The sequence below is a fragment of the Alteromonas sp. 4NH20-0104 genome (assembly GCF_057547795.1).
The window spans coordinates 25,595-39,126 of the sequence record NZ_BAAJLP010000021.1; the positions used below are offsets into that span (position 1 = coordinate 25,595).

Genomic DNA, 13,532 nt, shown 5'->3' on the forward strand with positions numbered 1-13,532 from the left:
GCCGCTTCCTTTTTCGAGTTAATCGTCGATGGTTTGCTCTTTTAACCAGTCGTGCAGTTTTTCCATATCGTGGGGTACCGCCATTTGCAGTTCCTCTACCCAGTCATGCACGTTCTGCCACCAGGCAGGGTGATCGCCCTGCTGGATTTGATTGGCAATTCGCTGCACCCGAGCCAGGCCTACAGAGCTGGCCGCGCCTTTAATTTTATGGGCCTGAGCGCACACTTCCGACTTCTCATCGGCACTTAAACTTAGCTGCAGGATTTCCATATATTCCGGCATTTTTTCGTGGAACACTTTTACACTGGCGCGCACCATATCTTCCCCGATGGTATCTACCAGCATTTGCAGTAATTCCATATCCAGAATATTGGTCAGCAATTTACTGCTGTCGAGTTTCTTACGCGGCGGGGCTTCCGGCGCCGGTTGATCCACTTCTGACTCCGCAAACAGCATGTTGAGAACTTCTACCACCCGGCTCTTTTTCACCGGTTTGGCTATCACGTCATCCATCCCGTTTTGCAGGTATTCTTCGCGCTTTTTAATCACATTAGCGGTCAGCGCCACAATCGGCGTTTGCATGACTAAATCTTCTTCGTGGAGTGTAGCAGCCACATCAAAGCCGTTCATATCCGGCAACTGGATATCGAGGAAAATCAGGTCGAAGGTCGTTTCCCGGGCTTTATCGATAGCTTCCTGACCGGTCATTGCCACATCCACGTGCTGGCCTAATTTCTCCAGCAGCGCCTTAGCAACCATTACATTAAGCTCAATGTCTTCGACCAGCAGGATATTCAGTCCGGTGACCTGTAACTGAGCTACTTGCATGGGACGACTGGAGACTTGCAGCGGCAGTTCTACGATAAAGCGGGTGCCTTTGCCCTGCTCGCTCTCCACTCTAATATCACCATGCATCAAATCGACCATCTGCTTACAAATCGCCAGGCCGATACCGGTACCGGTTGCCGATTGGTGATCCGGATGATCAACCTGATAGTACATCGCAAAGATTTTATCGATTTCACTGTCAGGGATACCTACACCGGTGTCTTCAATCACGTAAGTGACCAGCGAAATATCGTTGTCCGGACGGGTTGCCGAAACCGTGAGTGACACGTGACCTTTCTGGGTGAACTTCACGGCATTAAACAGGATGTTCCACAGTATTTGACGTAAGCGGGTACCATCTACTTCTACCTGCTTGGGTAAAGGCTCGACAATATTGGTAATCAGCTCCAGCGATTTATCCTTAGCCAGCAAGCGAATGATTGAGCTCAACTCGTCGGTGAAATCGCGCAGCGAGACCGTTTTAAGCGATAATTCCAGTTTGTCGCGGTCCAGCTTATCCAGGTCAATGATATCGTTAAAGATATTGCCAAGTGTAATGGCGCTGGCGTAGATTGTACTGACCCAGCTCCATTGTTCTTCGTTAAGCTCGGTATCACGCAGCATGCGGCTCAGACCAACAATACCATTTAAAGGGGTACGCAGTTCGTGACTGATAGTGGCAATAAAGCGGGTTTTGTCGGTGCTGGCTTTGGCCGCCGCACTCTCCGCCTGTTTGCGCTCGGTCATATCGCGGCCAAAAGCCAGCAGACCTAAACGCGTCCCATCCTGATCGAAAAATGGCACTTTACGCATTTCAAAGTAGCGTCGCCGTCCGTCGGCAAAACGCAGCCAGAGTTCTTCAGTAATACTGGCATTGGCTTCAAGTACTTCGTGATCGCTGGCAACTACCTGACGGGCCAGGTCTTCTTCATACACATCGTGAGGCGTTAAGCCGAGCAGTTCTTTTTCGGTTTTACCGGTCATCTGCTCTGCTACCCGGTTACAGCCAGCAAAACGGCCTTCTTCGTTGCGATAGTAAATCAGGTCGGGCGATGCATCGATGATTGAGCGTAACAGCGTCGATAAGCGCCGGGCCTGAGCTTCCTTTTCAGACTTGTCCTGTATCTCTTTTTCAAGCTCCTTGAAGACCGTTTCCCGCTCTTCCTGTGCATGCTTACGCTGTTCTATTTCATGATTTAACTGACGAATATTATTTTGCAGCTCGCGATTGAGGAAGACATCTTCTTCACGCAGGTGCTCCAACTGGCTGACAACTTCTTTAAGATTTGTTCGCGAATGCTCCAATTGCTTCACCAGCTCACTGAAAAAATACAACACCCAGGGGGCAGAAAGCATGGTAAGGATCACGGCGCTGATAAAGTCATCAGGCTGCACGTCGCTGCCCAGGCTAACGCGGATGACATAAGAGCCTCCCACGGTAAAACCCAGCGTTAACACGACAAACAGTACACTTAGCTTAATGGTGCCAAAGCGCTCTACAAACTGCGCAAAACGGATCGCCCAGGAGTCATTCGGAGTTTCTTGATGCATAACTGAAATACTTCTTTGTTCGGTGCCGCTATCCTAGCAGGTCTTAGCCTGATTCGCATAGATTAAGTGTACCGCTGAAGACGGATAAAACGGCGCAATGACAACGGCCTTGCCCTCGCCTCCTGCAATTATTGTCTTCACAGCACTGGGCTTTTGCAGTAATAATTGGTTTAATGGCAATTAAGCCTGCCTTTATAATATGTTCAATCCAACCGCACAGTTAACGATAACCTGGTGTTACTAACGCGGTAGCCTTGTTCAATGCTGTCTATGAAGCAGCCAGATTGATTTAAAATAAACATTCAGCATTGCTTGGAAAAACTGGGTAAATACCCAAATAATACGATTTTTTATGCAACTTAAGTTGTAGACATAAAAGTAGCATTATTGTTTTTAAGCGCTGATTGAGTATTTTTTTACGATTTTTTTTGCAATCAATAACCAGCCTAAGCCATTGATATTTATATACAACAAAGATTGTATACGATTTCATAAAACCCGGCTCACACATTCCGATTGATTTTAGGAATCAATATCGGTATTTTGTACGGCCCGCTTGGCAATAGTGCATAAAAATGCGGTATATGACTGGTATCCACTAATAATAATTAACGACAAACCGGCGCAGACTGATTTTTCATTATTTTTCAGTCTCTAATACGCGTTGTTACGCAGTTGCAAATGCCACTTCAGGCCAAAAATGCAGCGCATACCTTGCCCAGTCTAAGGTTTAAGGAGTTAAGAGAATGAGTTTATATAATCCCAACGATTCACGGGATAACTGTGGATTTGGTTTGATTGCCCACATAGAAGGTGAGGCCAGTCATAAGCTGGTGACTACCGCTATTGAAGGGCTTGACCGCATGCAACATCGTGGCGGCATTGCCGCAGACGGCAAAACCGGTGACGGTTGTGGTCTGCTACTGCAAAAGCCTGATGCCTTCTTCCGCATGATAGCAGAGCAACATGGCTGGAAGCTCAGCAAAAAATATGCGGTGGGAATGATTTTCCTTAATCAGGACGAGACACTGGCGCAGGCTGCGCGGGAAGTCGTTAATGAAGAGCTGCAAAAAGAAACCCTTGATGTGGTGGGCTGGCGTGAAGTGCCGGTCAATCATGACGTGCTGGGCGAACTGGCGCTAACTGGCGTTCCCCAGATCGAGCAGGTATTTGTTAATGCCCCGGCTGGCTGGCGTAAGCGTGACCTGGAACGCCGTTTATTTATGGTGCGTCGCCGGGTAGAAAAACGCCTCGAAAATGACCCTGACTTTTATGTTGCCTGTCTGTCTGGCCTGGTAACTATCTATAAAGGCCTGGTAATGCCCAAAGACTTACCAGCCTTCTATAAAGATCTCGCCGATGAAGATCTGAAAAGTAGCATTTGTGTATTCCACCAACGCTTCTCAACCAACACATTGCCGAAATGGCCGCTGGCACAGCCGTTCCGCTATCTGGCACACAACGGTGAAATTAACACCATTAAAGGCAACCGTGACTGGGCAATGGCCCGTACCGGTAAATTTGCTACGCCACTGATCCCGGACCTGAAAGACGCAGCGCCATTTGTTAATACCGAAGGGTCTGACTCTTCGTCGCTGGACAACATGCTGGAACTGTTCCTGGCCGGTGGTATGGACTTGTTCCGTGCCATGCGCTTACTGGTGCCACCAGCGTATCAGAATAATGACACCATGGATCCGAAACTGCGTGCATTCTACGAGTTTAACTCAATGCACATGGAACCCTGGGATGGTCCGGCGGGTATCGTAATGACCAACGGTCGTCATGTTGCCTGTAACCTCGACCGTAACGGTCTGCGTCCGGCCCGTTATGTGCTGACTAAAAACGGCTTTATTACCCTGGCCTCTGAAATTGGTATTTGGGATTACGAGCCTGAAGACGTGCTGGAGAAAGGCCGCGTTGGGCCCGGTGAAATGCTTGCCGTGGATACTTACAACGGTAAAATCTGGCGTTCGACCGAAATTGATGACGAACTGAAAGACCGTCACCCCTACCATGAGTGGATTGAGAAAAATATCCGCTCACTGACGCCGATTGAGAATATGGATGCTTCGCTAATTGGTCAGCGGGTATTTAACGACGACACCATGGCGGTCTATCATAAGCTGTTTAACTACAGTTATGAGGAAATTCATCAGGTTATTAAAGTGCTTGGTAAGGACGGTCAGGAAGCCGTTGGCTCAATGGGTGATGATACCCCTATGGCGGTATTATCTTCCAAGCACCGTACCCTGTACGATTTTTTCCGTCAGCAGTTTGCGCAGGTAACTAACCCGCCTATCGACCCGCTGCGGGAGAACCACGTCATGTCACTGGCCACCTGTATTGGTCGTGAGCAAAACGTCTTCAGTGAAACCAGTGGTTATGCCGATCGCGTATTGTTTAAATCACCGGTACTGATGTACACCGATTTAAAACAGTTACGTGAATTTAACCCTGACCATTACTATTCTGAAGTTATTGATCTGCAATACTCGCAGGATGAAGGGCTGAAGAAAGCCATTGAGCGTATTTGTCACGAGGTAGAATACCTGGTGAAGCAAAAACGCGCCGCTTTTGTGGTACTGTCAGACCGTAACATCAAGCCTAACAAACTGCCTGTTCCTGCCGCTATGGCTGTGGGCGCAGTAAACCGCCGCTTAGTGGATCAGCAGTTACGCTGTGATGCCAATATTGTGGTGGAAACGGCCTCGGCCCGCGATCCGCATCATTTCGCCGTTTTGATTGGTTTGGGTGCAACGGCTATTTATCCGTTCCTCGCCTACGAAACCATCGAACAGCTGTGCGAAAAAGGTGAGCTGGATATATCCGCCATGCAAGCTGTGTTGAATTACCGTAAAGGGATCAATAAAGGCCTGTTTAAGATCATGTCGAAAATGGGTATCAGCACGGTTGCAAGTTATCGTAGCTCCAAGCTGTTTGAAGCCATTGGTATCAGCCATGATGTAGTGGAGATGTGCTTTAAAGGAGTCACTTCAAGAATTGAAGGTGCTTCCTTTGATGATTTCCAACAGGACACTGTTAACCTGTCACGGATTGCCTGGCTCAAACGCAAGAAAATGTCTCATGGTGGCCTGCTCAAGTACGTCCACGATGGCGAATACCATGCCTATAACCCGGATGTAGTGAAAACACTGCAAACTGCCGTGGTAAGTGGTAACTATTCAGACTATCAGCAGTACGCGGCGTTGGTGAATGAACGATCGCCGTCGCACCTTCGCGACCTCATGAAAGTCCTGCCAGCCGGCGAAGCGGTTGATATCAGCGAAGTCGAATCAGCAGAGAATTTATTCCCTCGCTTTGATACTGCCGCGATGTCAATTGGCGCTCTGAGCCCTGAGGCCCATGAAGCGCTGGCGATTGCCATGAACCGCTTAGGCGGTCAGTCTAACTCAGGTGAAGGTGGAGAAGATCCCAAACGCTTCAACACCGAAAAGAACTCTAAAATCAAGCAGGTTGCTTCCGGCCGCTTTGGCGTAACGCCTCACTATCTGGTTAATGCCAATGTCATCCAGATCAAGGTTGCACAAGGTGCGAAACCGGGTGAAGGTGGTCAGTTACCTGGTGATAAAGTCAATAAATATATCGCGCAACTGCGGTTCTCGGTGCCAGGCGTAACCCTGATTTCACCACCACCGCATCACGATATTTACTCTATTGAAGATTTAGCTCAGTTAATCTTCGATCTGAAGCAAGTGAACCCAACCGCACTTATTTCAGTGAAACTGGTTTCTGAGCCAGGTGTAGGCACCATCGCAACCGGTGTTGCTAAAGCCTATGCCGACCTCATCACAATTTCTGGCTACGACGGCGGCACCGGTGCCAGCCCGTTAACGTCGGTTAAATATGCGGGTAGTCCGTTCGAACTGGGTCTGTCTGAAACACAGCAGGCACTGGTTGAGAATGGCCTGCGGCATAAAGTAAGGGTACAAACCGATGGCGGCCTGAAAACCGGTCTGGACGTAATCAAAGCCGCTATTCTTGGCGCTGAGAGCTTTGGTTTTGGTACCGGCCCGATGGTTGCTTTAGGGTGTAAATACCTGCGGATTTGTCACCTTAACAACTGCGCAACCGGTGTAGCCACTCAGGACGACAAACTGCGCAGCGACCACTTTATTGGCCTGCCAGAAATGGTCATGAACTACTTTAAGTTCGTGGCACAGGAAGTTCGTGAAATCATGGCTTCCATGGGCGTTCGTAAGTTTGATGAACTGATCGGCCGCACAGAATTACTGGAATTACTTGACGGTTATACCGCTAAGCAAAATAAACTGGATCTGTCTCCGATACTGGCCAAGCCGGTAGCGGGAGAGCATACCCGTCTGTTCTGCTCAGAAACCACCAATGCGCCGCTCGACAAAGGCGTCCTGAACGCAAAAATGCTCAAGGATGCTAAAGAAGCGGTAGTCAAAGGTTGTGGCATTAACTTAAGTTACCCCATCCGCAATACAGACCGCTCTGTCGGTGCATTATTGTCGGGTGAAATCGCCAAGCATTACGGCAACCACGATATGGAAGAAATGCCAATCACCGTTACCTTTAAAGGCACGGCTGGCCAGAGCTTCGGCGTTTGGAACGCCGGTGGTCTGAACATGTATATCGAAGGCGATGCCAACGATTACGTGGGTAAAGGCATGACCGGCGGTAAGCTGGTAATCTATCCGCCACGTAAAGGCGAATTCAACGCCCACGAAAGTGCCATTATGGGCAATACCTGTCTGTACGGTGCCACTGGCGGTAAGCTATTTGCTGCAGGGCGTGCCGGTGAGCGTTTCGGTGTTCGTAACTCGGGGGCTATTGCGGTAGTAGAAGGGGTTGGCGACAACGGTTGTGAATACATGACCGGAGGCATCGTAGCGGTACTCGGTCCGGTAGGCATTAACTTTGGTGCCGGTATGACCGGTGGTTTTGCTTATCTGTATGATGAGCAGGGCGACCTCAACAACCGGGTAAACAAGGAGTTGGTGGAAGTACTGGATATCGACGATAAAGTCATTCTGGCCGAACATTTACGCGGTCTGATCAACCAGCACTACGAAGAAACCGGCAGTCAGTTCTCATTGGATCTGCTGCATGATTTCACCAATACACTGAATCGCTTTAAGCTGGTCAAACCAAAAACCAGTGATGTGAAAAATCTGTTGGGCCATATTAGTCGTTCCAGCGCGGAACTGCGCATTCAGGCGCAATAGAGGGGTTAGAAGATAATGGCTAAGAATGTATATCAATTTATTGACGTAGAAAGGATTGATCCGCCCAAGAAGCCGATTATGGATCGTAAGAACGGCTTTGCTGAGATCTACCATCCTCTGACAAATTCACAGGCGGAAGGCCAGGCAGATCGCTGCCTGGACTGCGGTAACCCATATTGTGAATGGAAGTGCCCGGTACATAACTATATTCCTCAGTGGCTGGCGCTGGCTAACGAAGGTAAATTTATCGAAGCAGCAGAGCTGTCTCACCAAACCAACAGCCTGCCTGAAGTATGCGGCCGTGTATGTCCTCAGGACCGTTTGTGCGAGGGTGACTGTACGCTTAACGATGATTTTGGCGCCGTGACTATCGGCTCCATTGAAAAACACATTACCGACACTGCCTTTAAAATGGGCTGGCGTCCGGACATGAGCGGTGTAACCTGGACCGATAAGAAAGTCGCCATTGTAGGCGCCGGGCCTGCCGGCCTCGCCTGTGCAGACATTCTGGTTCGTAACGGTGTGAAGCCGGTAGTGTTTGATAAATATGAAGAAATCGGTGGTCTGCTGACCTTTGGTATTCCGTCGTTTAAGCTGGAAAAAGACGTCATTAAACTGCGTCGTGAAATTTTCACCGAAATGGGTGTTGAGTTCGTTATGAACACTGAAATCGGTAAAGACGTGGCTTTCCAGGACCTGATTGACCAGTACGATGCCGTATTCCTTGGCATGGGTACTTATAAATCAATGAAAGGTGGCTTTGATAACGAAGGGGCGGCAGGCGTACATGAAGCACTGCCCTTCCTGATTTCAAATACCAATCGAGTGATGGGTCTGGAAAAAGACGCCGCTGACTTTATCGATATGAAAGGTAAGAAAGTGGTTGTTCTGGGTGGCGGTGATACCACCATGGACTGCGTTCGCACATCAATCCGTCAGGGCGCAGAGCGTGTTACCTGTGCTTACCGTCGTGACGAGTCAAGCATGCCGGGCTCACGTCGTGAGGTGGTTAATGCGCGCGAAGAAGGCGTTGAATTTGAATTTAACGTTCAACCGCTGGACATTGCAGTTGACGAAACCGGCAAAGCCATTGGCGTTAAGCTGGTTCGCACAGAAATGGGCGAACCGGATGCGGCGGGTCGTCGTCGTCCGGTTGTGGTAGAAGGCTCTGAATTTGTTCAGGAAGCCGATGCCGTGATCATCGCTTTTGGTTTCCAGCCAAGTCCAGCCCCCTGGTTTGCTGACTACGGCATTATTCTCGATGAGAAAGGCCGTGTTCGCGCTCCGGCAAAAGGTCAGTTTGCCTACCAGACATCTAACCCGAAAATCTTCGCCGGTGGCGATATGGTTCGCGGCAGTGATTTGGTAGTTACTGCAATTGACGAAGGCCGTAAAGCAGCCGACGGCATTCTGGATTATATCGGCGCCTGATCGCTCGATATCTGACACATAAAAAATGGAGCCCTGCGGCTCCATTTTTTTTACCTGTCTGATCGGCGCAGTGATGCCGGCTCTTCAGGACGAACAGCTGTAATGAGAAATGCCACCAGCGTCAAAATACTCAGCTGGCCGCAAACAGTAGTACGTTGTTTCAACGTCAGCGGACTGTTCATCATAAGGGTTAGTTAACACGTTCTGGAGTGCCTTCAACAGGGTAAAGTTGCCTTTTTCAGCCTCGGTATAGGCGGGCACAACCAACCATTCGCGCCACGTGTATTTGGGATTCACTTGCTTCATTCGCCTGGCAATTTCTTTATTATCCACACGCTTATCCAGGTGTTCATGCCAGGCAGTTAGCCAGTCGTTCCATTGTTGCTGTAACGCCTCATCCGCCGGCTGATAAAAGCACCGGGTAATAGCCGTCACCTTATCAGGCAGGCAACACAGCTCGCGAAACAGCATGGTATAGTCTACCGAAGTGCGCACCATCAGCTGCAATAACGACATCACCAGCTCTGCATTGTAGGACTGAAGTCCCAACTTTGACGCCCACATGACGCCCAGCTTGTGCTCCATCATGGCAGCGAATCCGCCGCGGATAGCGTCCAGTTCATTTAGTCTGTCCGGTTCATCCTGAAGTAATGGTGCCAGGGCCCCACAGAACATCGAAAAGTTCTTTTCGGCTGCCGCAGTTTGATTAAAAAAGGAAAAATGTCGGCCGCCGCCCGTCCAGGGCTGATAGAGAGGGTCAAACAACTCACAAAACCCGAAAGGACCATAATCCAGGGTATAACCACCAGCGGCGCAATTATCACTGTTAAAGTTGCCCTGGCAATACCCTACGCGAATCCAGTTTGCAACCAGTGAGGTCAGCCGTTCCTGAAAGATTTCAGCAAGTTGAATCACCTGCTCAGGCAATGACAGACTGGTGTCAATTTCCAGTGCATACTCCCGTTCAATCAGATGGGCAACCAAAGCCTGTAATTCTGCTAAGGCATCGGGATGCTGTTGGCTTCGAGCCCGACGGGCAAAAAGCTCCAGTTGGCCAACCCGAATAAAGGACGGCGCCACCCGAGTGGTAATGGCAACCGGATTAGCCACCATGACCTCGGGTTCAAAGGACGATGACCCTTGATAATACCAGGGTCGGTTGACGGTTTCTGATCGTGACATCATCAGACACAACGAACGTGAGCTTGGCACGCCAAGGGCATGCATATGCTCCTGAGCCAGGAACTCTCTGACACTGGAACGCAACACCGCACGTCCATCAGCCCCCCGACAATAGGGCGTTCGCCCGGCCCCCTTGAGCTGCATTTCCCACCGTTTGCCATTAAACAGCCCTTCAAAAACAGAAAGAGCCCGCCCATCACCATAGCCATTACCGGTGCCAAATGGGCATTGCTGGGTATATTCCGTACCGTAAATCGACAGCGCATAGCCGGTTGCCCAGCCTGTTTTCCGCATGGGTGGTGGGACATTGGTCATATCCCCTGAAAATAATCGGACAAACGCTTCTGTCCCGGCCAAATTGTCATCCAGGCCTAACTCCCGGAACAACGTCTGGCTGTGAGCAACATAGCCAGGCGCTTTCAATGCCATGGGTAATACCGGCACATAGTGGCCGGAATACACCTGTCTTGGCTGATGATCATAACCGTCGGAGGTTGCCTGGGGGTCTGGATTGAGCGACGTCAAAAAGGAATAATCGGCGCAGTCCGCCAGTTCACTCAAAGATGTAATCGGGGCGGTTCGGGAAGCTTGGTCCGGCATTAAGTCATACCTCTTAGTCACCAGCGGCAGCAATGTCTGCCGCTGGTTTGGCGCACGCGCTTAATGCAGCGTACGGAAATGAATTGCACTGGGGTATTGTGCATTATGGTAGATAGTATGGAAAGCCTTCACAAAGTCACTTTGTTCAGCCTCAAAGATATTCTCCACATAGTTTTGCGGATTGATGTCAATGAACGGGAACATGCTGCTTTGGATTTGAATCTGCAACTTGTGCCCGCGCTTGAACGTATGCAACACATCGTAAAGGTCGAATCTCACTTTGGTTGGCGTGTCGGGTTTAAAAGGCACCGGTTTGGACATACTTTCTCTGAAACGGCCACGGATAACGCCCCAGCGAACCAGTTCGTGACGATTGCCTTTTTCTGCATCCACCTTATCTGTATTTTCGTCTTTTCCGGGCAACACATCAACCAGCTTAACCACTATATCGGCTGCAGTTTGGGTGGTGGAGAACCACAGGTCCAAATCAATCGCGCCAGCCAGGGTTAAATCGTTTTCCAGCGCATCGGTTTCAAACACCAGTACATCAGGACGTCTGGCGGCATAGCGCTGATCTTCCACCATATAAGGCCGATCCCAGCCACGGCTGACCTGAGCCGAATGCGGGACAGGTTTATTCGGATCACTGATATAGTCACTTTTCCCGCTGTCTGACTGAGCGTCAACAAGTGCTTCATCAGCAGCCAGGTAAAGCGTGCTTTGAGTGGCTTGTGCAGGCGGCCACACATCGAATTTACGCCAGCGGTTACTGCCGGTTTCAAACATCGTCGCAGTGGCAATCTCCACCGCTTGTGTCTCTTTCAGATGTTGTTTAAAGAACGGCAGTAACACCTCCTTTTGAAACCACGCACTGGTATCAAACCCGAAATCGGCCTCGCCGAGGGATTTACCGCCTTTGGTACTGTTCCACTGTCCGTGGAACCAGGGGCCCATTACCATCTTCACATGGGATTTCTGATTCTGATCTGACATGGTCTGGTAGGTCGCCAACGGTCCATAGAGATCCTCAGTATCATACCAACCTCCAACTACCAGAGTAGCGGGTTTGGTTTTATTGAGGTGCTGCAGCACATTTCTGGCCTGCCAGTACGCATCATAATTTGGGTGTTCTGTAAGCTCGTTCCAGAACGGGCGCTCGCCGTGAAAGTAGTTTTTGTTGACGTTTGATAACGGGCCCAGTTCTCTGAAGAATTGATAGCCATCCGGGGTAATGGGATCCATGCCTTTTTCACGGTGCGCCTGAGGCCCGTCTAATGGCTTATCGAAAGAATCAAAAAAGATAAACGCCATGGGGGTTACAAACGCGCCATTACGATGAAAATCGTCAAAAAACCAATCTGCAATAGGCGCCTGTGGTGAAATGGCTTTTAACGCAGGATGACTGTTTATAGCCCCCACATAGGTATAATACCCCGGGTAAGAGGTGCCCCACATGCCAACACGACCATTGTTATGCGGCAGGTTTTCTACCAGCCATTCAATCGTGTCATAGGTATCGGTCGCATCGTCAGTGGCTTTTTTACCGCGCTTGTAAGCATCCTGGGGGCGCATATTCACAAATTCACCTTCCGACATCGACTTACCCCGGACATCCTGAAAGACGAAAATAAACCCTTCCTGCTCAAAAGCCGCTGATGGCCCTAAACGTGTTTTATATTTGCTTGCGCCATAAGGCGCCACCCGGTAAGGCGTACGCTGCATCAGTATGGGGTGCGCTTGTGTGTCATCGTTAGGTATGTAAACGGAGGTAAACAGTTTTACCCCATCGCGCATTGGTATCTGATATTCATATTTCGAGTAATTGGCCCGGATATACTCAGCCCGCTGCTCTGCCTGTTCGTCAGCAGCAAAGCTCATAGGACTGATGATTAGCAGCAGAAGTATCAGCCGCGTTACTGTCATTCGCATAAGTTTTGTTCTCTTTGTTATTCAAAAGCGTACTGCGCAGTGTAGTCGTATTTTCAGTGCTTGCGCACGGGCCCTGATTTAAGTGGCAGAAAAAACAGGAGGAATGGAGGACTGCGTGGGCGCTGAGCAAATACAGCGCCGGCAGGATAACCTTACCATCAGGAATTATACTTATTGCTACTTTGCAATACTTTAATCAGGGCCAATACAATTGCTTAGCGTACAGAGCTCTCCTATAGTAACAGTATGAAAAAGAGTAAACGTCAAACTATGAAATTCACGCCGCGCAAATTAATACTGGTCACCAGCCTGATGGTCATGGCTTCATCCCTTATGGCAACCGACTCCATGGCCACTACGCCGCCAGAGTCCCAACCTGAGATCAGTAGTTGTCCGGCGGCGTTTTTTGCCGTCAAAGTTCATGAGGATGCCAAACAGTGTCAGCCTTTTGACACCGACATGCCAGCATCCATGGTTTATTTTATTGCCGATACACCCGACGCCATCGTGGCATATTACCTGGCCCTGATGCCCGACTTGTCGTTGAAAGGCGAACATAACCAACGCGTATTGTTGGTCAATGACGCGCAAAATGTCCGTGTAGTGGTTTCACCAGATGGTGAAGGCGCCCAGGTGGATATACTGGTACTCGGTAAAGAGACCCCCGCTCCCATTGCCAGTCTGAGCAACGATTAACTTTTCATTAGCCAGCCGGTTACTTTTCGAATAACTGGCACCGCCTTTGCAATTTCTCTTACAAGTTTGTCCTGTCGCCCGGGTATGTCAGATTATTGACGC

6 protein-coding genes are annotated in these 13,532 nt (G+C 49.6%); 3 read left to right on the forward strand and 3 right to left on the reverse strand.

The annotated features are described in order from the left end of the window. Nucleotides 1-18: 18 nt before the first annotated feature. A complete protein-coding gene (gene arcB, locus AC27IB_RS15185; protein ID WP_296044126.1) occupies nucleotides 19-2,379 on the reverse strand; it encodes an aerobic respiration two-component sensor histidine kinase ArcB in 2,361 nt (786 codons plus the stop codon). 746 nt (nucleotides 2,380-3,125) lie between these two features. Here arcB and gltB point away from each other — a divergent pair. Both gltB and AC27IB_RS15195 read left to right on the forward strand, forming a co-directional pair. Beyond that, nucleotides 3,126-7,592, forward strand: coding sequence for a glutamate synthase large subunit (gene gltB, locus AC27IB_RS15190; protein WP_296044128.1), 4,467 nt, complete (start codon nucleotides 3,126-3,128; stop codon nucleotides 7,590-7,592). A 15-nt stretch (nucleotides 7,593-7,607) separates the two neighbouring features. After that, nucleotides 7,608-9,023, forward strand: coding sequence for an FAD-dependent oxidoreductase (locus AC27IB_RS15195; protein WP_296044129.1), 1,416 nt, complete (start codon nucleotides 7,608-7,610; stop codon nucleotides 9,021-9,023). A gap of 84 nt (nucleotides 9,024-9,107) precedes the next feature. On the opposite strand, the gene AC27IB_RS15200 is transcribed toward AC27IB_RS15195, so the two are convergent. Both AC27IB_RS15200 and AC27IB_RS15205 read right to left on the reverse strand, forming a co-directional pair. Then, nucleotides 9,108-10,805, reverse strand: a complete 1,698-nt coding sequence (locus tag AC27IB_RS15200) for a protein adenylyltransferase SelO family protein (RefSeq protein WP_487121963.1) — start codon at nucleotides 10,803-10,805, stop codon at nucleotides 9,108-9,110. A 60-nt stretch (nucleotides 10,806-10,865) separates the two neighbouring features. Continuing rightward, nucleotides 10,866-12,734, reverse strand: a complete 1,869-nt coding sequence (locus AC27IB_RS15205) for a CocE/NonD family hydrolase (protein WP_487121965.1) — start codon at nucleotides 12,732-12,734, stop codon at nucleotides 10,866-10,868. Between the two features lie 270 nt (nucleotides 12,735-13,004). Between AC27IB_RS15205 and AC27IB_RS15210 the strand changes: the two genes are divergently transcribed. After that, nucleotides 13,005-13,430 (forward strand): hypothetical protein, encoded by a 426-nt coding sequence (locus AC27IB_RS15210; RefSeq protein ID WP_487121967.1) that lies wholly within the window; start codon nucleotides 13,005-13,007, stop codon nucleotides 13,428-13,430. The last annotated feature ends 102 nt before the right edge of the window (nucleotides 13,431-13,532 follow it).

Bases quoted from the DNA above. Each gene is read 5' to 3' on its own strand.
- gltB (WP_296044128.1), top strand. From the start codon at position 3,126: ATGAGTTTATATAATCCCAACGATTCACGGGATAACTGTGGATTTGGT.
- arcB (WP_296044126.1), bottom strand. From the start codon at position 2,379: ATGCATCAAGAAACTCCGAATGACTCCTGGGCGATCCGTTTTGCGCAG.
- AC27IB_RS15200 (WP_487121963.1), bottom strand. From the start codon at position 10,805: ATGCCGGACCAAGCTTCCCGAACCGCCCCGATTACATCTTTGAGTGAA.
- AC27IB_RS15210 (WP_487121967.1), top strand. From the start codon at position 13,005: ATGAAATTCACGCCGCGCAAATTAATACTGGTCACCAGCCTGATGGTC.
- AC27IB_RS15195 (WP_296044129.1), top strand. From the start codon at position 7,608: ATGGCTAAGAATGTATATCAATTTATTGACGTAGAAAGGATTGATCCG.
- AC27IB_RS15205 (WP_487121965.1), bottom strand. From the start codon at position 12,734: ATGCGAATGACAGTAACGCGGCTGATACTTCTGCTGCTAATCATCAGT.